At 66.4% G+C, this 19,877-nt stretch carries 21 protein-coding genes; 13 read left to right on the top strand and 8 right to left on the bottom strand.

Translation table 11 applies throughout. The annotated features are described in order from the left end of the window. Positions 1 to 29: 29 nt before the first annotated feature. The 5 genes from OKW28_RS39335 to OKW28_RS39315 form a co-directional block, all read right to left on the bottom strand. Positions 30 to 1,100: a homocysteine S-methyltransferase family protein gene (locus tag OKW28_RS39335; protein ID WP_429453419.1), complete on the bottom strand. Its 1,071-nt coding sequence runs from the start codon at positions 1,098 to 1,100 to the stop codon at positions 30 to 32. A gap of 293 nt (positions 1,101 to 1,393) precedes the next feature. Further along, a complete protein-coding gene (locus OKW28_RS39330) occupies positions 1,394 to 1,651 on the bottom strand; it encodes a BTH_I0359 family protein (protein WP_062125693.1) in 258 nt (85 codons plus the stop codon). 118 nt (positions 1,652 to 1,769) lie between these two features. Then, positions 1,770 to 2,558, bottom strand: coding sequence for an alpha/beta fold hydrolase (locus OKW28_RS39325; protein ID WP_184026471.1), 789 nt, complete (start codon positions 2,556 to 2,558; stop codon positions 1,770 to 1,772). A 150-nt stretch (positions 2,559 to 2,708) separates the two neighbouring features. After that, positions 2,709 to 4,028, bottom strand: coding sequence for a DUF3108 domain-containing protein (locus OKW28_RS39320; protein WP_429453417.1), 1,320 nt, complete (start codon positions 4,026 to 4,028; stop codon positions 2,709 to 2,711). A gap of 41 nt (positions 4,029 to 4,069) precedes the next feature. Further along, a complete protein-coding gene (locus OKW28_RS39315; RefSeq protein WP_429453415.1) occupies positions 4,070 to 4,996 on the bottom strand; it encodes an IclR family transcriptional regulator in 927 nt (308 codons plus the stop codon). A 147-nt stretch (positions 4,997 to 5,143) separates the two neighbouring features. Here OKW28_RS39315 and OKW28_RS39310 point away from each other — a divergent pair, with 147 nt between their 5' ends. From OKW28_RS39310 to rfaE2, 6 genes are all read left to right on the top strand, one after another. After that, complete coding sequence (locus OKW28_RS39310; protein WP_429453413.1) at positions 5,144 to 6,127, top strand: fumarylacetoacetate hydrolase family protein; 984 nt, start codon at positions 5,144 to 5,146, stop codon at positions 6,125 to 6,127. Between the two features lie 132 nt (positions 6,128 to 6,259). Then, a complete protein-coding gene (locus OKW28_RS39305; RefSeq protein WP_429453411.1) occupies positions 6,260 to 7,513 on the top strand; it encodes an ABC transporter substrate-binding protein in 1,254 nt (417 codons plus the stop codon). Between the two features lie 54 nt (positions 7,514 to 7,567). Next, entirely contained in the window at positions 7,568 to 8,425 is an 858-nt protein-coding gene (locus OKW28_RS39300) for an enoyl-CoA hydratase/isomerase family protein (protein WP_090802811.1), read from the top strand. A gap of 82 nt (positions 8,426 to 8,507) precedes the next feature. Continuing rightward, positions 8,508 to 9,299: a PhaM family polyhydroxyalkanoate granule multifunctional regulatory protein gene (locus tag OKW28_RS39295; protein ID WP_429453410.1), complete on the top strand. Its 792-nt coding sequence runs from the start codon at positions 8,508 to 8,510 to the stop codon at positions 9,297 to 9,299. A gap of 538 nt (positions 9,300 to 9,837) precedes the next feature. Further along, positions 9,838 to 10,716 carry a ferritin-like domain-containing protein gene (locus OKW28_RS39290; protein WP_184026492.1) on the top strand — a complete coding sequence of 293 codons (879 nt, stop codon included), beginning with the start codon at positions 9,838 to 9,840 and terminating at the stop codon, positions 10,714 to 10,716. Positions 10,717 to 10,877: 161 nt separating this feature from the next. After that, complete coding sequence (gene rfaE2, locus OKW28_RS39285; protein WP_429453407.1) at positions 10,878 to 11,360, top strand: D-glycero-beta-D-manno-heptose 1-phosphate adenylyltransferase; 483 nt, start codon at positions 10,878 to 10,880, stop codon at positions 11,358 to 11,360. Positions 11,361 to 11,427: 67 nt separating this feature from the next. Here rfaE2 and OKW28_RS39280 read toward each other — a convergent pair whose 3' ends face one another. The 3 genes from OKW28_RS39280 to OKW28_RS39270 form a co-directional block, all read right to left on the bottom strand. Next, complete coding sequence (locus tag OKW28_RS39280) at positions 11,428 to 11,667, bottom strand: hypothetical protein (RefSeq protein ID WP_090802818.1); 240 nt, start codon at positions 11,665 to 11,667, stop codon at positions 11,428 to 11,430. Positions 11,668 to 11,820: 153 nt separating this feature from the next. After that, a complete protein-coding gene (locus OKW28_RS39275; protein WP_429453405.1) occupies positions 11,821 to 12,660 on the bottom strand; it encodes a type III pantothenate kinase in 840 nt (279 codons plus the stop codon). Further along, positions 12,657 to 13,595, bottom strand: a complete 939-nt coding sequence (locus OKW28_RS39270) for a biotin--[acetyl-CoA-carboxylase] ligase (RefSeq protein WP_429453403.1) — start codon at positions 13,593 to 13,595, stop codon at positions 12,657 to 12,659. Before OKW28_RS39270 ends, OKW28_RS39275 begins: the two co-directional genes overlap by 4 nt. Before the next feature lie 146 nt (positions 13,596 to 13,741). Here OKW28_RS39270 and OKW28_RS39265 point away from each other — a divergent pair, with 146 nt between their 5' ends. The 7 genes from OKW28_RS39265 to OKW28_RS39235 all read left to right on the top strand — a co-directional run bounded on the left by OKW28_RS39265 (position 13,742) and on the right by OKW28_RS39235 (position 19,710). Then, positions 13,742 to 14,875, top strand: coding sequence for an MlaE family ABC transporter permease (locus OKW28_RS39265; protein ID WP_429453401.1), 1,134 nt, complete (start codon positions 13,742 to 13,744; stop codon positions 14,873 to 14,875). Then, positions 14,872 to 15,750, top strand: coding sequence for an ABC transporter ATP-binding protein (locus OKW28_RS39260; RefSeq protein WP_018419267.1), 879 nt, complete (start codon positions 14,872 to 14,874; stop codon positions 15,748 to 15,750). Before OKW28_RS39265 ends, OKW28_RS39260 begins: the two co-directional genes overlap by 4 nt. Before the next feature lie 46 nt (positions 15,751 to 15,796). Further along, positions 15,797 to 16,765, top strand: a complete 969-nt coding sequence (locus OKW28_RS39255) for an MlaD family protein (RefSeq protein WP_429453400.1) — start codon at positions 15,797 to 15,799, stop codon at positions 16,763 to 16,765. A gap of 30 nt (positions 16,766 to 16,795) precedes the next feature. Further along, positions 16,796 to 17,422, top strand: coding sequence for an ABC-type transport auxiliary lipoprotein family protein (locus OKW28_RS39250; RefSeq protein WP_429453398.1), 627 nt, complete (start codon positions 16,796 to 16,798; stop codon positions 17,420 to 17,422). 31 nt (positions 17,423 to 17,453) lie between these two features. Further along, positions 17,454 to 18,611 carry a VanZ family protein gene (locus OKW28_RS39245; RefSeq protein ID WP_429453396.1) on the top strand — a complete coding sequence of 386 codons (1,158 nt, stop codon included), beginning with the start codon at positions 17,454 to 17,456 and terminating at the stop codon, positions 18,609 to 18,611. Between the two features lie 104 nt (positions 18,612 to 18,715). Continuing rightward, positions 18,716 to 19,039, top strand: a complete 324-nt coding sequence (locus OKW28_RS39240) for a (2Fe-2S) ferredoxin domain-containing protein (RefSeq protein ID WP_018419271.1) — start codon at positions 18,716 to 18,718, stop codon at positions 19,037 to 19,039. A 26-nt stretch (positions 19,040 to 19,065) separates the two neighbouring features. Further along, positions 19,066 to 19,710 carry an alpha/beta hydrolase gene (locus OKW28_RS39235; protein WP_090802833.1) on the top strand — a complete coding sequence of 215 codons (645 nt, stop codon included), beginning with the start codon at positions 19,066 to 19,068 and terminating at the stop codon, positions 19,708 to 19,710. The last annotated feature ends 167 nt before the right edge of the window (positions 19,711 to 19,877 follow it).

Genomic DNA, 19,877 nt, shown 5'->3' with positions numbered 1-19,877 from the left:
GGCGTCGGGGCGAAGTGTTTCAGGCGGGCTCAGGCCGCGTCGCGATACTGGCTCGGCCACTTGCGCGGCTTCAGCTCGGCGAGCGCCTTCGCGATCGCCGCGATGTGCTCGGGCGTCGTGCCGCAGCAGCCGCCCGCGATGTTCACGAGCCCCGCTTCGGCGAATTCCTTCAGCAGGCCAGAGGTATCCGCGGGTAATTCGTCGAAGCCGGTGTCGCTCATCGGGTTCGGCAGGCCGGCGTTCGGATAGCACGACACGTAGGTGTCGCACAGCTTCGCGAGCTCGGCGATGTAAGGACGCATCAGCGCCGCGCCGAGCGCGCAGTTCAGGCCGAACGTGAGCGGCCTCGCGTGACGCAGCGAGTTCCAGAAGGCCTCGACGGTCTGGCCCGACAGAATGCGGCCCGACGCATCGGTGACGGTGCCCGAGATCATGATCGGCAGACGCTCGCCGGTGTTTTCGAACAGCTCGTCGAGCGCGAACAGTGCGGCCTTCGCATTCAGCGTGTCGAAGATCGTTTCGACGAGGAACAGGTCCGCGCCGCCGTCGAGCAGCGCTTTCGCCTGCTCGTAGTACGCGGCGCGCAGTTCGTCGAAGGTCACGTTGCGCGCGCCCGGATCGTTGACGTCCGGCGAAATGCTGGCGGTTTTCGGCGTCGGGCCGATCGCGCCAGCGACGAAGCGCGGCTTGTCCGGCGTTGCGTATTTGTCGCACGCGGCGCGCGCGAGCTTCGCCGATTCGATGTTCATCTCGACGGCGAGCGATTCCATGCCGTAGTCGGCCTGTGCGACCGTGGTTGCGCCGAACGTGTTGGTCTCGATGATGTCCGCGCCCGCCGCGAGATACTGCTCGTGAATCTCGGCAATGATCTGCGGCTGGGTGATCGACAGCAGTTCGTTGTTGCCCTTGATGTCGCGCGCGTAGTCCTTGAAGCGCTCGCCGCGATAGCCGGCTTCGTCGAGCTTGTAGCGCTGGATCATCGTGCCCATCGCGCCGTCCAGAATCAGGATGCGCGAGTTCAGCAGCGCGGGCAGCGCTGCGCCGCGGGTGTAGGCGGGCTCCGAACGGACTGGCGTGATGGATTGAGCAGGCTGGGTCATGGCGGACGAGGGCTTGCGCCGGCGTTGGCGGAAAGCCTGTCATTGTAGCCGCTGCCGGGCGGATGCGCCCGGCGCGGAGGAGAGTGCGAGGCGCGGCCGGCAAAATCGACCGATACGAACGCGCCGCGCCGGGAATTCAGAAACGCGCTAACCAACGACGCAATAAAAAACGGCCCGGCAAGCCAAAGCCTGCCGGGCCGTTTCGCTGCCGCCGACCGCTTGATGGAACCCGCCGCCAAAGCCGCGCGGTGCGGTCGATCGATGTCGCCAGAGCGCCAGCTGAACACCTCCGGTCAATGCAGGACCACCGGTTGATGCATCAGACTGTCGAATTGACCGAGGAATTCATCAACCTCGTCGAGCGTCGGCTCGCCTTCGATCAGCTTTTGCACATGCTCGCGAAAACGCGCCGCCATTGCCCCATCGATGTAGATTTCGCGCTGCATGTTCTTGTCGACAATCTCGTAGCCGCCCGACTTCATGGCAAGCAGACCTTCCTGCGGAGGAAACTCGACGACACAGTAGTTAGGGCTGTTATAGATCATTTGCATGGCGACACTCCTTATTTCCGTTGGGCTCCTGCCCTTTTCTGCACCGTAGGTGGAGCATGTGGGATGGAATTCAAGGGGTGGGTCCGGACGACGCAAGTAAAAACTCCGGACCTGACGGTTAGACTCGCCGCTCCAGAAACGATTCAAGCAAGGCGGCAAAACGGTGTGATTGCTCGATTGGCGCGAGATGCGCGGCGTCCAGCAACTCGAAGCGGGCGCCCTCGATCGCCTCCGCTATTGCCTGCGTAGCAGCAGGGGGCGTGCCAGTGTCGTGACGTCCGGCCACCGTCAGCGTCGGTGAGCGGATTGCGCCGTGCTGGCCGCGAAGGTCGAAATCGCGCAGTGCCTCGCAGGCCATCGCAAAACCTTCCGGCGAGGTGCGCGCAAATGTCTCACGGATCGGCTCGACCGCTTCGGGATGGCCGGCCTGAAAGTCGGGCGTGAGCCAACGTGCGATCGTCGACGGTAACAGCGCCTCCATGCCGTCGCTGCGCGCGGTGTGGGCACGCTGATTCCACAACTCACGGTTCTCGGGCGGAGTGCCGCCGGTGCTGTCGGCAATCGTCAGCGTGTCGATGCGCGATGGATGGTCGAGCGCGAACTGCTGCGCAATCATGCCGCCGAGCGACAGGCCGACCAGGTGCGTCGTCCGCGCGCCGAGGGCATCGAGCAGTTTGGCGAGATCGTCGGCCAGATCGCGCATGGCGAACGGCTCGCGCGCAACCGCGCTGTGGCCGTGGCCGCGCACGTCGTAGCGCAGCACCGTGTAATCGTCGCGGAAATAGCCTGCCATCTGATCCCAGATGGAAAGATCGCCGCCCAACTGATGGATGAACGTGAGCCACGGGCCGCCGCCTTCGTTGCTCAGCACGTAGCGTGTGTCGATACCGTTGATGTTCACTTGCATGCGGACTCCTTTGAAGGAAACGCAGTGAAAAAGCGCGGTGGGTCGCCTCGTTCGCACGAACGGGGCTCCATTGACGTGCGAGTCAGCGTTGCAAAGGAAGTTTCGCCGATCTCGAGCAAATCTGCTCGTGACACTGTGTCACGAAAAGTGTCACGGTTTGATGATGGTCGGAGCGGTCGAATCGACCGGTGCAGCTGGGGCGGCCTCGGGTGTTACTGCCGATGCGTCGGCCGGAGCTGGCGCCGGCGTTGCAGGGCCCGTGGCAGCGGGGGCTGCGGGTGCAGCAGGCGTGGCCGGCGCGCCACCATTGCCGCGGTCATCCGGCGACGTGCCATCGACATTGAGCTTGCCGCGCCACACCAGTTCGAACTGGGTACCGTTCGGCTCCGTCTGCAGGATGCGCGCCGGCAGCCAGCCAAGGGACGGGGCGAGCCACACATCGACGCGGCGCTGGTCGCCATCGTGCCGCGGCAGACGTTTGAAGTGACGCGTCTCCAGGTAGCCTTGGGCGGCGCGGATCGTTTCGTCACCGATCGTCTCGATCGGCCAATTCTCCCCGCTATCGGTATCGACGACGAAAAACTGTCGCGTCACGCCAGGCTTATAGGCGTCAGGATCGCCGCGCACGAGGCTCGCGAGCTGCATCACGACACTGAAGCGATCCTGCGCGCCGTCGGGCAACGGCAACGAGGCGGGCGTGCGCGTAAAGCCAACCTTCTTGTCGTTGCGATTGAAGATCGCGATGTCTTCGGCGCGACGGCCACGCTTTTCGCTGTACTGCGCCGGCGCGAGGCCAAAGGCATCGATGCCGCCGTGGCTCGAAAACACGAATGGACCGACGAACGGCAGCGGCACTGATACGACCATTTCGTAGCCCTGCCCGTCGCTCGCCCAATGGATCGTGCCGGGCGCGTTGCGCACGCCGTTGTAGAACGTGTCGTAGTCGAGTTCGGCCGACGGCGGTACCGAAAACTTCACGCCCTGCGACGCTTGCGGCGCGCTGGCCGCGGCAGGGGCGCTCGCGACGGCGCCACTGGCATTCGCATGGGCCGATGGATTTGCGTTCGCGGTGGCGGGTGGCGCGCTAGCCGCCACCTCCGATGCCGGCGTGGCTGCGGGCTCGTTCGGTTTGGCCGGTTGCAACGCGGTCATCACATGCTGCTCGCGCGGCGGCCTCGCCGCGGGCTTGCGTGCTGGCGCGGGCGGATGCGGTGCCGGCATGGCGGGCTGTGGCGCGGGTTGACGCTCGACCCTTTCGGGCGTCAGCAGCACGACCTGCACCGGCACATGCTCGTGATTCACCGGATTCAGATCCACGCGATTGCGCTCGAACCATTGCGCCGCGATCCAGTGCACAACCGCGACGGCCGCGAGGACGGCGATCCAGCGCCACGCGCGCGCGCCGCGTCCCGGCCCGCTACCAAAAGCGGGCAGGCGATCATGACGGCGGTTGGCGGAAGCAAAATCCATCGGCGCTTGAATCGGTGAGAGCGTGAAAGGATCGGTGCGTATCAACCGTTGTCGCCACGCGGCGTCGCGCTATAGCCGAGTTCGTACGACAGCTTGCGCGCGCATTCGCGCAGCGCGGTATCGATCTCGCCGCCCCAGCGGATATCGAACGCGCCTTCATGGCCGAGCGCGACCAGACCGAGCGCGAGTTCGCCAGTCGAATCGAACACCGGCAACGAAAACGCGTGGATCGTCGGCAGCAGCATGCCTTCGACGCGCGCAGCCTCGTGCTCGCGCACCTCGGCGAGCACCTTGTCGACCTCTTCGCGGGTGCGTGGCGCGCCGCTATACGACGAGCGCCGCGAGTCGGCCAGCTCGCGCTCGAGCATCGCGGCGGTCTTGCCGGACGGCAGGTAGGCGGCGAACAGCAGACCGGTCGCCGAACTGAGCAAGGGCATCACGTCGCCGAGCTTCAGCGACGCCTTGGCCGGATAGCTCGACTCCATCCAGTGCACCATCGTGGGTCCCTGATTGCCCCACACCGCGATGCCGACGGTCAGGTCGAGCCGGTCGCGCAGTTCGGCGAGCGCGATGCGCGCGAGCTTCACACCGTCGACGCGAGCAAGCCGCGCGAGCCCCAGCTGCAAAGCGAAGCCGCCGAGTTCGTAGCGGCCCGACAGCGGGTCCTGCGCGACCACGCCGAGACGCAGAAAACTGACCAGATAGCGATGCGCCTTCGCCGGACTCATGCCCGCGCGCTGCGCGAGATCGCGCAGCATCATCGCGCGCGGCTCGTGGGTCAGCACGTCGAGCAGCCTGAAACCGACCTCGATCGACTGGATGCCCGAGCGCAGTTTTTCTTCGCCGGGTTCGCCGGGTTCGTCATCGGCGCCGGTTGCGTCGGTTGCATGGGCGGGATCGAGCAGATCGTCGGCGGACGCGGGGTCGGTGCGGGTGCGGATCGTGCCGGAGCGGGCGTTGGCGGACATGTGCAAAAGGCGCGGGCAGCGCGTTCGGTGATCGTAATGGAGACGGCTACGGTGACACGACGACGAACACGCAGATATTGGGCCGCGCCGATTCACCATCGTAGAATACATTCCTTCCATCGTCACTAATACACGGTTCACAGCTCTATGAAACTTGCCTCGCTTAAGGACGGCACGCGCGACGGTCAACTGATCGTCGTGTCCCGCGACCTGCACACGGCGGCCATCGCCGACGCGATCGCGCCCACGCTGCAGCGCGTGCTCGACGACTGGGCCTTCTACGCGCCGCAACTGCACGACCTTTACGATGCGCTGAACCAGGGCCGTGCGCGCAACAGCTTTTCATTCGACGCCAAAGAGTGCATGGCGCCGCTGCCGCGCGCGTTCCAGTGGGCCGACGGCTCGTCGTACGTGAACCACGTCGAGCTCGTGCGGCGTGCGCGCGGCGCGGAAATGCCGCCCGAATTCTGGACCGACCCGCTGATGTACCAGGGCGGTAGCGACGACTTCATCGGCCCGCGCGACGACGTGGCGTGCGCATCGGAAGAGTACGGCATCGACTTCGAGGCCGAAGTCGCGGTCGTCACCGGCGATGTGCGGATGGGCGCGACGCCCGAGCAGGCCCTGCGCGGCGTGCGGCTGGTCATGCTCGTCAACGACGTGTCGCTACGCAACCTGATCCCCGCCGAACTCGCGAAGGGCTTCGGCTTTTTCCAGAGCAAGCCGGCCACCTCATTCGCGCCGGTCGCCGTGACGCCCGACGAGCTCGGCGAACACTGGCGCGAAGGCCGCGTGCATCGGCCGATGATCGTCCACTGGAACGGCAGGAAGGTCGGCCAGCCCGACGCAGGCACCGATATGGTGTTTCACTTCGGTCAGTTGATCGCGCATGCCGCGAAAACGCGCAATCTGCGTGCTGGTGCCATCGTCGGTTCGGGCACGGTGTCGAACAAGGACGCGAAACGCGGCTACTGCTGTATCGCCGAGAAGCGCTGCCTCGAAACGATCGAGCACGGCGCGCCGCAAACGGAGTTCATGAAATACGGCGACACCGTGAAGATCGAAATGTTCGACGATGCGGGCAAGTCGATTTTCGGTGCGATCGAGCAGAGCATCGCGCCGCTCGAATGAAGCGCGGCGCTCACGCGGCAATGCTGTGACGCGGGCGGCACGCGCGAAAGGGTTTCGCCCGATGCCGCCACTTGCGCGCGCGGCTACACTGCGGCAAACATCACAACGAAAACCCCGACGTGAGGAGACAGCATGCCGCGATTGGACTTCTCCGCAGCTGAACGTCGGCGCGCTTGCGCGTCGCCCGTTGAAGCGCGCACGAGCGCGCGTGGCTTGCCTCAACGTGGTCGGCGCTTCGCGCGGCGCGCCGCGACGCTGTGGGCCGCGCTTGCCTGCGCGTTGCCGCTGACATCGTTCGCGCAGGTGAAGATCGGTCTCGTGCTGTCGCTGACCGGGCCGGCCGCGTCGCTCGGCATTCCCGCGCGCGACACGGTCGCGCTGCTACCCAAACGGATCGGCGGGCAGAACGTCGAGTACATCGTGCTCGACGATGCATCGGACACGACCCACGCCGTGCAGGACACCAGGAAGCTCATCAGCGAGAATCACGTCGACGCGATCATCGGCTCGTCGATCACGCCGAATTCGCTCGCGATGATCGACGTGGTCGCCGATGGCGAAACGCCGATGATCTCGCTCGCGTCGTCCGCGAAAATCATCGAACCGGTCGACGCGAAACGTCGCTGGGTCTTCAAGACGCCGCAGACCGACGCGATGATGGCCTCGGCGATCGCCGAGCATGCGAGCGGACACGGTGTGAAGACGATCGCGTTCATCGGCCAGGCCGACGCGCTCGGCGAGACGTTCTACGCCGAGGTCGCGAAGTTCGCGCAGCTGCATCACATCGACGTGGTCGCGAGCGAGCGTTTCAATCGCACCGATCCGAGCGTGACCGGCCAGGTGCTGAAGATTCTCGCGACCCACCCGGACGCGGTAGTGGTCGGCGCGGCCGGCACGCCTGCCGCGCTGCCGCCGAAAACGCTGCGCGAGCGCGGCTACAAGGGCGTCATCTATCACAACCACGGCGTCGGCAATAACGACTTCCTGCGCGTGTGCGGCGCCGATTGCGACGGCACCTTCCTGCCCGCGAGCCCGGTGTTGGTCGCCACGCAATTGCCGGCCGATCATCCGGCCAGGCGTCTCGCGCTCGATTACATCGAGCGCTTCGAGGCGCGGCACGGCGCGGGCAGCGTGTCGGCATTCGGTTCGTACACGTCGGACGCGGGCGCGTTGCTCGAGCATGCGATTCCGCTCGCGCTGAAAGCCGGCGCGCCCGGCACGCCGCCGTTTCGCCGCGCGCTGCGCGACGCGCTCGAAGGAACACGCGGTCTCGCGGACACCAATGGCGTCGTCAACATGAGCGCGGCCGATCATCTCGGGCTCGATCAGCGCGCCCGCGTGATGGTCGAAATCACCAATGGCAAGTGGCTTTATCAGCCGCATTGAACGGGGCGCGGCGTTCCGCGCGCGACTGAACGAATCTCCTCCAGACTGCTCACCATGCCTCAGCCATCGCAACCGAACGACGCGTACTACGCGCACTACCAGTCGCTGCGTTTGCAGCGTCATCCGCACGGCGTGCTCGAAGTCGTGATGAGCGGCGAGGGCGCGAATAAAAGCGGCCTCGCGACCGCGAACGCACGCATGCATTACGAGCTCGCGGAAATCTGGCGCGACATCGATCGCGATCCCGATACGCGCGTCGCGATCATTCGCGGCGAGGGCAAAGGCTTTTCGGCCGGCGGCGATCTGCAACTCGTCGAGGACATGGCGAACGATTTCGAGGTGCGCACGCGTGTGTGGCGCGAAGCGCGCGATCTCGTCTACAACGTGATCAACTGCGGCAAGCCGATCGTGTCGGCGATGCACGGGCCCGCGGTCGGCGCGGGGCTCGTCGCGGGGCTGCTCGCCGATATCTCGATCGCGGCGAAGACGGCCCGCATCATCGACGGACACACGCGCCTCGGCGTCGCCGCGGGCGATCATGCGGCGATCGTCTGGCCGCTCTTGTGCGGCATGGCGAAGGCGAAGTACTACCTGCTGCTGTGCGAGCCGGTGAGCGGCGAGGAGGCGGAGCGCATCGGGCTCGTGTCGCTGGCCGTCGACGAAAGCGATCTGCTGCCGAAGGCGTTCGAAGTCGCGCGCAAGCTGGCCGACGGTTCGCAAACCGCCATCCGCTGGACCAAGTACGCGTTGAACAACTGGCTGCGCACGGCGGGGCCGGCGTTCGATACGTCGCTCGCGCTGGAATTCATGGGCTTCGCGGGGCCCGACGTGCGCGAGGGCCTGAGCTCGTTGCGCGAGCGGCGCGCGCCCGATTTTGGCGCGGGCGGTCCACGTAACGACCAACGATCGTGATGTCATACCCCACACGGTATGATCGAATCGACGCGCGCGGCATCGCGCGCTCCACCTATCATCCAGCACCGAGGCGACAACCATGACCGACACCACTGGCTCCGCGCCGCCATTTCCCGGCTTCCCCGGTTTTCCGCCCGCTGAAATGCTCGATCGCATGTGGAGCATGATTCGGCTGTCGCCGTTCGGCGCCGCCATGACGGGCGCGCAGCCGGGTGGGGGCACGAGTCCGTCGCTGTCGATGATGTCCGACATGATGGCGCCGCTCACGAGCGTCGAGGAGCTCGACAAGCGCATCACCGACATGCGCGCGGTCGAGCAATGGCTGAAGCTGAATCTGAGCATGCTGCAGTCGGCGATCCAGGCGCTCGAAGTGCAACGTGCGACGCTCGCGACGCTGCGCGCGTTCGGCGCGTTCGCGCAATCGTCGATGTCGCAGGCGGCGGCTGCTGCGTCGGGTGCCGCCGCGAGTGACGCGCCGAACACCGCCTCGAGCCCCGCCCCGGCGCGGAGTTGGACGAAGCCGGCCGAGCCCACGCCCGAAAGCGCCACGCAGGCCGACAGCGACGAAGAGGAAGCGCCCGCGGCGCCCGGCTTCGATGCGTCCGCGTGGTGGAATCTGCTGCAATCGCAATTCAACCAGATCGCGCAGTTCGCAATGACGCAGCCGTCCGTCGCGGTCGCCGCGGCGGGCGGGGGCACGCAGGGCAAGCCGGAACCGTCGAAGGCCGCGGATGCGTCGGGCGCCGATGCGTCGGGCGCCGCCGCGCAAAACGCGAAGCCCGCCGTCAAACGGCCGGCGGCGAAGCGCGCCGCGCCGCCGGCCAAACGCGCGGCCGGAACGGGCGCGGCAACGCCGAAAAAGTCGACGTGAGCCGGAAGGCGCGCCGGGAATCAGTGGCCGATGATGAAGGCGACTGATCGGCTGCGTTTTTTCCTATTCCAGCGCCGGCGGTTTCCGCCCGCGCGAATCGCCGACTTTATTGAGAGAAGTCAATACCACAGTGCGCTCGCGCCGCTTCTGTCACGGGTTTGGTGGGAGGCGCGTGCTATCATTGTGTAAGCTTGATCTGGCTTTGGGGCGTGCGCCGAAAACAACCAATCCCGCCGCCCTCGCGTCATTCGCCGCCGGCGCTACCGGTGCAGGGCTGGACGGTGCGGTTGTCGACCCAGACTGGCTCGACCTCAGGCAAAGGGTATCCCTCCCCCACGGTTGGCCACGGCGCCTGATTCACGCTTCAGGCGGCAATACCAAGCCCGGACTTCTTTGCTGCCCGATGCTTCTGGGCGGCTGATTAACGCGTAAAATTGAATGCTTGGCCGATAAACGGCACGTCCGTTCGTCGTAGGTAAAAACGGCTACACGTAGCAGCAACAGACACACACAGTATGTGCAGAACAGGGGTGGGACTATGAACACCATGCTTTATCCGGAACTTTATAAATCGCTCGAATCCGTTCGATGGGACATGGAGAAGGACATTCCCTGGGACAAATTCGATGCATCGCTGTTGACCGACGAGCAAGCCGCGACGATCAAGATGAACGCGATCACCGAATGGTCGGCGTTGCCCGCCACGGAAATGTTTCTGCGTGACAATCATCACGACAGCGATTTCTCCGCATTCATGAGCGTGTGGTTCTTCGAGGAGCAGAAGCACTCGCTGGTGTTGATGGAATACCTGCGCCGCTTCAAGCCGGAACTGGTCCCGACCGAAGAGGAACTGCACGCAGTGCGCTTCGAGTTCGATCCCGCACCGCCGCTCGAAACGCTGATGTTGCACTTCTGCGGCGAAATCCGCCTGAATCACTGGTATCGCCGCGCCGCCGAATGGCATACCGAGCCAGTCATCAAGCACATCTACGAAACTATCTCGCGCGACGAAGCGCGCCACGGCGGTGCGTATCTGCGCTACATGAAGAAGGCGATGGCGCAAACCGGCGACATCGCGCGTGCCGCGTTTGCGAAGATAGGCGTGCTGATGGCGTCGGCGCGTCGCACCGAAAAGCCGCTGCACCCCACCAACCTGCACGTGAACCAGGCGCTGTTCCCGCGCGACACGATCCAGTCGCGTCTGCCGGATCCGGAATGGCTCGAGCGCTGGCTCGACGAGCAGATCCGTTTCGACGACGGCTGGGAAAAGAAAGTCATCGAACGCATTCTGCACAACCTGTCGCTGCTGTTCGAACGCACGTTCAACACCGCGCAGGAACTGAACCGTTATCGCAAGGAAGTGGTCGCGCGTCTGCAAGCCGCTGAACAAAACCCGGCGCAGCAGCAGCCGGCGTAACGACTCAGGCGGTTTCAGCACCGTATCAAACGGCGGTCCGGCAAGCGTCAGCTTGCCGGACCGTTTTGCTTCGAACCGTCCAGCGTGTATCGTGACGGCACCTGGCATTCCTGTTCCCGTAACTCCCCAACTCCCAGATTCCCCAACTCTGTGACCGTGCGATGACCGCCATCTTTGAACGCAAGATTCTGACGCGCGATGCCCTGGTGAAGCTTCGTCCTTCGCTGCGCGCGCCCGTCGTGTTTACGAACGGCGTGTTCGATATCCTGCATCGTGGTCACGTGACTTATCTGGCCGACGCAAAGGCGTTGGGCGCGTGCCTGATCGTTGGTGTCAATAGCGACGCGTCGGTGCGGATGCTTGGCAAAGGCGACGACCGGCCGATCAACAACGAGGCCGACCGCATGGCCTTGCTAGCGGCGCTGGAAAGCGTCGATTACGTGGTGGGCTTCGGCGAGAAGACGCCGGTCGAGCTGATTTCCGCGCTGCGCCCGGACGTGCTCGTGAAGGGCGGCGACTACGACATGGACGCGCTGCCCGAATCGGCGCTCGTGCGCGGTTGGGGCGGCAAGGCGCTCGCGATTGCGTTCGAGCACGAGCGCTCGACGACCGCGCTGTTGAAGAAGGTGCGGACGCAGGGTTGATGCCGCCCGTTACCGCAAAACGCGCGGCGCACTGCTGAACTTCTAACCGACCGCGTCGCTCACCTGACTACTGCGGCAACTCCGATGTCGAAATCGGCGCCTGCGGCGCGGGTCCGCCGACCACCGCCTGGTCGGCCGCATCGGCGGCGCTGACCGGCCGCACCTTCAGCCAGTCCGGATGAATCTGGCGGTTCAGATGATTCGGCTCGCGTCCGCTGGCGGTGGGTGTGGGGCCGAAGGCGCCAAGCAGCGCGACGAAAGCCAGCACGTTGACAACAATCAGAATGGCGATCGGCCAGCGAAGCATTGTGGGTGTTTCCAATTCAGAAAGAAGTTGAGCCTGGGGCGTGCGGGAAAGACTCGGGTTCGGAAAATGGGCGGCGAATTGCGCGCAACGCAGGCGCACGTTCTACATCACGCGCCACCCGGTCGCGAATCGAACGCTAGCCACGGCAGGCAATCAGCCGCTTTGCCGCGCGGTATCCTCGGCTGCGATCAGCGCAAGCCCTGACAGCACCAGCGAATCGTGGCGAGTATGCGGCACTTTCAGGGCGCTCGCCACTTCGTCGGCGGCGCCGCCGCTGACCACGAGACGCACCGGCACCTGCCACTCATCCTGCAGGTCCCGCCACATCCGCTCGATCAATCCGGCCTGCGCCAGCGTGCAGCCCGCCGACAGCGAGCGCGGCGTATCCGTTGCGAAGAACGGCCCGCGACGGCCCGCGCCGGTGGTATCGGCGGCGTCGAGCAGACCGCTCGCGCGCGCGGTGTCGAGCGTCGGCAGTTGCGCGGTGTGCTCACCGAGCGAGCGCATCATCAGCGTCCAGCCCGGCGCAATCAATCCGCCGATGAACGCGCCATCGGCGCGCAAGGCCTCGAGCGTCGTCGCGGTGCCGAAGGTCGCGAGCAGCAGATGCTCGCCGGGAAAGGTCGCGTGCGCGCCGATCATGCCGGCCCAGCGGTCGCTGCCGAGCGAGTCCGGTGTCGTGTAGCAATTGGTCACGCCGCATCGACGAGCACTTGCGCGGATCGTCGCGAGCGGCAGTCGCGGCCAGTGCGCGTCGACCAGCGCCGCGATGTGCGTCGCGACCTCCGCGCCCGCGACGTTGGAGAGCCACGCGCCGCATGGCGCCGGCCAGTCAGTCCAACCGGGTTGCGCACCCGACCGCGCGCGTGGCCCGGCAAGGTCGTCATGCGCGAGCGCGCCGCTCGCCAACTGCGTCCCATCGGGCTGCACCAGCGCCCACTTGATCCGGCTATTGCCCGCGTCGATCAGCAGATATGGCGCGCGCTGCCTCATGCGACACCGTGGGCGAGGCGCAGCGACACGTCGCCGGTCGCGATGCTCTGGCGGCCCTCAGCCGTATCGAGCAGCAACTGGCCACGCTCGTCAACGCCCGCCGCCACGCCGCGCGCGAGTTCCTGGCCTTGTTCGAGCAGCACGACGTCGCGGCCCGCGTAAGCATGCACCGCGTTCCAGCGCGGCTGGAACGGCGCGAAGCCTTCGGCGCCGAAGCGCTGCAGCATCGGTTCGAGCGCGTTCAATTCGGCTGCCAGCGTATCGGTCAGATTCGCGTTCGGCAGCGCGCGTTGCAATGCGGTCGGCACGGTGCCGAGCGCCTGCGGCGGTACCTCGGCGTTCAGCGCGCCCACCTTCGCCGCGAGTTCGTCGGCGCCTTTCACGTTGGTGCCGATGCCGATCACGACCGCGCTCGCGTCGTCGGTGCTCCACGCGGTTTCGATCAGGATGCCGGCGAGCTTGTCGCCTTCGAGCAGCACGTCGTTCGGCCACTTCAGCGCGATCTGTCCGGGACCGGCGACCGGCAGCGAGCGCAGCCCGTCGACGAGCGCGACGCCCACCGCGAGACTCAAGCCCCCGAGCCCTTCGAGCGGTCGCGGCAAGACGCACGCGACCGAAAACAGCAGCGCGTTGCCGGGCTCCGCGTACCACGGCCGCCCACGGCGGCCGCGCCCAGCGGTCTGCAGATACGCGACGCGCACGATCGGCCGCGGCAGCGCGTTCGCGCGGCGCGGCAGGGCTTTCACGTGGGTCATCAAGTCGGCGTTGGTCGAGCCGGTTTCTTCGACGATTTCGATTGGCCAGTCATGCGCATGCGCGCCGAACAGCTTGACTGCGCGTTCGCGATCGATGCGCCAGTCGGTCGAAGCCGACGACGAGGCTGGTACCGCGCTTGTCGCTGCGGACGGGGAGGCGGGAGTCTTGGAGGCATTCATGTCCCATATTGTAGCCACAGTGAACCCGCCCGAGACTCGAATGCGCAGCGGTGAACGGCGACGCCGGTCGATGTGCATCAGTGCGGACCGGCGGCCGAGCCTTCGTTACAATGGCCGCTAATCCGATAACCAGATTCACGCGATCCTTGAACAACGACACTCCGCCCGGCCTTGAAGTCGCGGCCGGCAGCCAAGGCAAGATCGTCCGTCTCTCGGGCCAGTGGACGGCGCTCGCGCTCGCGCGCGATCGCGACACCGGGCACGTGATTCCGCAGCTGCGTTCGCTGACCGGCGCGCAGGGCATCGGCGAGTGGGACCTGTCGCGCGTCGACAGGATGGACCACGTCGGCGGCCAGGCGCTGTGGCGCGTGTGGGGCCGCAAGATGCCGCCGGGCACCGCGCTCACGGACACGCAGCGCGACATCTTCGAGCGCATCGCGCTGCTCGACACGGTGCGCGAGAGCGCCGAGCCGGTCACGCGCCTCGATCCCTTTACGCGTCTCGGCCTCGGGCTCTTCTCGTTCGTCGAGCACATGCAGGGCGGCGTCGCGATGCTCGGGCGCTTCGTGCTCGATCTGCTCGCGATCGTGCGCAAGCCGAAACTCACGCCGTGGACCGAAATCTCCGCGAACATCTACAACGCCGGCGCCCGCGCGCTGCCGATCACCGCGCTGGTCGCGTTCCTGATCGGCATCGTGTTGAGCTATCTGTCGGCACAGCAATTGCGCATCTTTGGCGCGAACCAGTTCATCGTCAATATTCTCGGCCTCGCGGTGATTCGCGAACTCGGCCCGGTGCTGTCGGCGATTCTGGTGGCGGGCCGCTCGGGCTCGGCGATCACCGCGCAGATCGGCGTGATGCGCGTGACCGAGGAGCTCGACGCGATGCGCGTAATGGGCATCCCGCACGGCCTGCGGCTGATCCTGCCGCGCGTGATCGCACTGGCCGTCGCGATGCCGCTGCTCGTGATGTGGACCAACGTGGTCTCGTTGACGGGCGGCGCGCTCGCCGCGAAGCTCGTGCTCGGCATCGACATGAGCTTCTTCGCGCGCCAGCTGCCGAACGTCGTGCCGATCGCGAACCTGTGGATCGGGCTTGGCAAGGGCGCGGTATTCGGCATGCTGATCGCGCTCGCCGGCTGTCATTTCGGCTTCCGTATCAAAGCCAATTCGCAGAGTCTCGGCGAAGGCACGACGACCTCGGTGGTCACGTCGATCACCATCGTGATTCTCGCGGACGCGGTGTTCGCGATCCTCTTTCAAAACGAGGGGCTAGGATGATCGCGCCACTCACCGAAGCCGTACGCGGCCAACCCGTACCGTCGATCGCCGAGCCGGTGATCGAGGTGATCGACATCACCAAGCGCTACGGCCGCAACATCGTGCATCAGCATCTGAGCCTCGACGTGCGGCGCGGCGAGATCGTGTCGATCGTCGGCGGCTCGGGCTCGGGCAAAACCACGCTGGTGCGGCAGATTCTCGGCCTCGAGCGCCCGTCGAGGGGCACGATCAAGCTGTTCGGCGAAGACCTCGCAACGATCTCGCCCGACACCGCGCTGCTGATGCGCAGCCGCTCCGGCATGCTGTTCCAGCGCGGCGCGCTGTTCTCGTCGCTGTCCGTGTTCGACAACGTCGCGCAACCGGTGCGCGAGCTCGGCAAGGTGCCCGAAGACCTGTTGCGCGACATCGTGATGCTGAAGCTCGAAATGGTCGGGCTGCCGTGCAAGCACGCGTCGAAGATGCCATCGGCGCTGTCGGGCGGCATGATCAAGCGGGTTGGCATCGCGCGCGCGATCGCGCTCGAACCCGAACTGCTGTTCCTCGACGAACCGACCGCCGGCCTCGACCCGGAGGCGTCCGACGAATTCGTCGAGCTGATCTCAGGGCTGCATCGCGCGCTCGGTCTGACGGTCGTGATGATCACGCACGATCTCGATACGATGGTCGCACTGTCGACACGTGTGGCCGTGCTTGCCGATCGCAAAGTGCTCGTCAACGCGCCGGTCGAGGAGGCCGCGGGCGTCGACCATCCGTTCATCCACGAATATTTCCTCGGCCTGCGCGGGCGCCGCGCGCTGCAGGCGCTGCCGCCCGAGCGCCGCGCGAAGCTGCCGCAGGCGGCGCTCGAGCCGGCGTCGTCCGAGTTGCCGCTATGAGGCCGGCCGCCATGAACCGGGCCGCTATGAACCAGGAAGACTGACAATGGAAAACAAAGCGCATGCGTTCTGGGCCGGGCTCTTCACGGTCGTGCTGACGGCGGCGATCGCGCTGGCGGCGTATCTGTTCAACGTCGACCGCACCGTGCGGGTGCCGTACGACCTGATCGCGCGCACCAACGTGAATGGCCTCTTTGCGGACGCGGCGGTGCGCTTTCGCGGGCTCGACGTCGGCCGTGTGCAGTCGATCAAGTTCGATCCGACACATCCGGGGCAGATCCTGATCCGCATCATGGTCGACGAGCACGCGCCGATCACGCATTCGACGTTCGGCAGCCTCGGCTTGCAGGGCGTGACCGGCATCGCGTTCATCCAGCTCGACGATACCGGGCGCGATCCGACCCCGCTGCCGTCGTCAGCCCAAAAGGTCGCACAATTGCCGATGCGCCCGGGTCTGTTCGACCAGTTGCAGCAACGCGGCGACGTGCTGCTGCGCAAGCTCGAAAAAGTCACCGACAACGTGAACAACATGCTGTCGCCGGAAATGGTCGCGCAGCTGCACGACACCGCGGCGAGCATCGCGCAGGCGGCGTCGGGCGTCGCGACGCTGACTCGTGAGATGGCGCCGGTCGCCAGCAAGCTGCCCGGCACGGTCGACCAGCTGAACCGCACGCTCGCGTCGACCAACCAGATGATCACGAACCTGAACCGTCCGGACGGGCCCCTCGAGCGCAATCTGAACAAGGTCGGCACGGCCGCGCAGCAGGCGGGCGATGCGCTCACGCAGATGAACACGTCGCTGCAGGACCTGTCCGCGCAGGTCGGCTTCCAGACGCTGCCGCGCGTCAATTCGCTGACCGAGGACGTGCGCGCGGCGGCGCAATCGATCGACCGCGCCGCCGACACCTTCAGCACCAATCCGCGCAGCGTGCTGTTTGGCGCGCCGCGCCCGGCGCCGGGTCCGGGCGAGGCCGGCTTCGCGTGGCCCGCCGCCACTGCGCCCGCAGCTCACTAAATCCGCAGGCTAGAACAGAGGAAGATGCCCATGTCACGCTCGATTCTCCGACTGTTGTCCTCGCGCGCCGCGCTCGCGGCGTTGCTCGCGTTCGGCGTGCTGGCGGCGGGCTGCGCGGGCACGTCCGCGGTGGTGTCGGACATCCGCTACGACTTCGGGCCGCCGCCGCAGGCCGCCGCGGCGAGCCGGCTGCCGGCCGTCAAGGTGCTGGAGGTCAGCGCGCCGTCCGTGCTCGAATCCGACCGGCTGACTTATCGGCTGAGCTACGCCGACGCGCAGCAGACAGCCGCCTACGCCAGCAGCCACTGGACGATGATGCCGTCGCAACTGCTGACGCAGCGCCTGCGCAACGCGCTGAGCGAGCGCGGCACCGTGCTGACGGGCGCGGACGGCGTGACCGCGCCGGTGCTGCGGGTCGATCTGACCGAGTTCGAGCAGGTGTTCGACAGCCAGACGGACAGCCACGGCGCGATCACCGCGCGCGCGACGCTGATGCAGGGCGGCAAGGTGATCGGCCAGCAGACCTTCGTCGCGCACGCGCCCGCGCATTCGGCGGATGCGGCCGGCGGCGCGCGGGCGCTCGCCGCGGCCAGCGACGACCTCGTCGCGCAGATCACCACGTGGCTCGGCTCGCAGGCGCTGGTCGCCGCGCAATGACGGGCGGGCAGCGCACGCAACGGAGCGCTGCATGAGCGAACGCCCCTGGCTGCGCCGCCCGTCGACGCTGGCCCGTCAGGCGCTGCTGCTTTACACGGCGCTGATCGTCTACGGGTCGTGGTATCCGTTCTCGGGCTGGCGCTCGCTCGGCATCGCGCCGGTCGCCTATCTGTTCGATCCGATGCCGCAGTACCTGACGGCGTTCGACGTCGTCACCAACGTGCTCGGCTATATGCCGTTCGGCGCGCTGGTGGTGCTCGCGGTATATCCGCGTTGGCGCGGCACGCTGGCCGTCGCACTCGCGTTCGTGCTGGGCGGTCTGCTGTCAGGCACGATGGAAGCCGTGCAGACCTATCTGCCAACACGCGTCGCCTCCAATCTCGACCTCGCCGCCAACACGCTGGGCGCGCTCGTCGGCGCGGCGATGATGTCGCCGTTGACCGGCGCGCTGCTCGACCGCGGCCTGCTCAGGCGTTTGCGGTTGCTGTGGTTCGAGCGCGGCCATGCGACGCTCGCCTGCCTCGTCGCCGCGTGGCCGTTTGCGACGATGTATCCGTCGCCGCGTCTGTTCGGTCTCGGCAACTGGCCGCGCGCGCTGTGGCTGAGCGTCGATCCGGCCACCCAGGACGCGCTGCTCGCGTGGACGCCGTCCGCGTGGCATGTCGGCGCATGGCCGGCGGCGGCGGCCGCGTGGCTGGACGACGACACATGGGAAGCGCTGATCACGGCGCTAAACCTGTTCGCGGCGCTCGCGCTTGCATCGCTGCCGGCGCGCCGCCATGCGCCACGCGTGCGCCTGCTGTTCGTGTTCATCGTCGCGACCTTGTGCGTGAAGGCCGGCGCGACGTTCCTGCAATCGCAATCGGGCCTCGCGTTCGACTGGGCGACGCCCGGCGCGCTAATCGGACTCGTGTGCGGCACCATCGCGGCGCTCGTCGCGCTGCCGCTGCGGCGGCGGTTGCGTGCGACGCTCGCCGGGGTCGCGCTGGTCGTCGCACTCGTGTTCGTCAATCTGCTGCCGGTGAACCCGTATTTCGACGCCGTGCTCGCCGACTGGCGGCAGGGACGCTATCTGCATTTCAACGGGCTCGCGCGCTGGCTCGCATGGATATGGCCCTATGCGGCGCTGGTGTGGCTCGCGTTCGCGGTCGAGCGGGCGTGGCTCAAGCGGCGCGCGAGGCGGGCGTGACGTGCTTGCGCGCCGGCCGCCAGGTCCCGACGCCTGCACAGCCCGGTCGCTATAATCGTCCGCACCGTCATTGCACTTCCTTTCAGGCTCGCCTCCCGAACATCATGGATTCCTTCTACAAGCACCACGTTTTCTTCTGTCTGAATCAACGCGACCCCGGCGCCGAGCGTCCGAGCTGCGCGAACTGCAACGCACAGGCGATGCAGGAATACGCGAAAAAACGCGTGAAGCAACTCGGCCTCGCCGGGCCCGGCCAGGTGCGCATCAACAAGGCCGGCTGCCTCGATCGCTGCGAACTGGGCCCGACGCTCGTCGTGTATCCCGAGGCGGTCTGGTACACCTACGTCGACGAGAGCGACATCGATGAGATCGTCGAATCGCATCTTGCGAACGGCAAGATCGTCGAGCGTCTGAAGATCGATCAATAACGCGAACCACAAAACGATCCATCCCGATGAACGTCAACACGAAGAAGTATCTGATCGACGGCCCGGTCGGCAAGATCGAGGTCGCGCTGGACCTGCCCGACGGCGTGCGCGAAAAAGGCGCCGCGCCACGCGGCATCGCGCTCGTCGCGCATCCGCATCCGCTGTTTGGCGGCACGATGGACAACAAGGTCGCGCAGACCCTCGCGCGCACGCTCGTGCAGCTGAACTACGTCACTTACCGGTCGAATTTCCGCGGCGTCGGCCAGACCCAGGGCGAGCACGACGCGGGCGTCGGCGAGCGCGACGATCTGCGCGCGGTGCTCGAGCACATGCGCGCCGATCCGGACTACGGCGATCTGCCGCTCGTATTGGCGGGCTTTTCGTTCGGCACCGTGGTGCTGTCGCACGTCGCGGCGAAGCTGCGCGATGAAGGCCGGGAAATCGAGCGCATCGTGTTCGTCGGTACCGCGGCGAGCCGCTGGGACGTCGCACCCGTGCCCGAAAGCACACTCGTGATCCACGGCGAAGTCGACGAGACCGTTCCCGTCCAGTCCGTGTTCGACTGGGCGCGGCCGCAGGAACTGCCGGTCGTCGTGATTCCGGGCGCCGAGCACTTTTTGCATCGCAAGCTTCACATCCTGAAGCGGATCATCGTCGACGCCTGGCGCTGAAAACGCGCGACGCGAATTTTGCGGGGGACAGGTGCGCGCAAACGTGTGCAAATCGACGACACGCGCGCGAAGCTGACCAGGTAGCGCGCGTATAATGGGCGCTCTTTTTTTGGGCACAGCGCCGCCCAGCCGGCAGAATCGCGCGCCGCGGAATCATTTCGCGGGAG

Origin of the sequence: Paraburkholderia sp. 40, assembly GCF_050434105.1 — a bacterium.
GTDB classification, from domain to species: Bacteria; Pseudomonadota; Gammaproteobacteria; order Burkholderiales; family Burkholderiaceae; genus Paraburkholderia; species Paraburkholderia tuberum.
The sequence above is the reverse complement of the archived record's forward strand: the minus strand, read 5'-3'. Positions and strand labels throughout refer to the sequence as shown.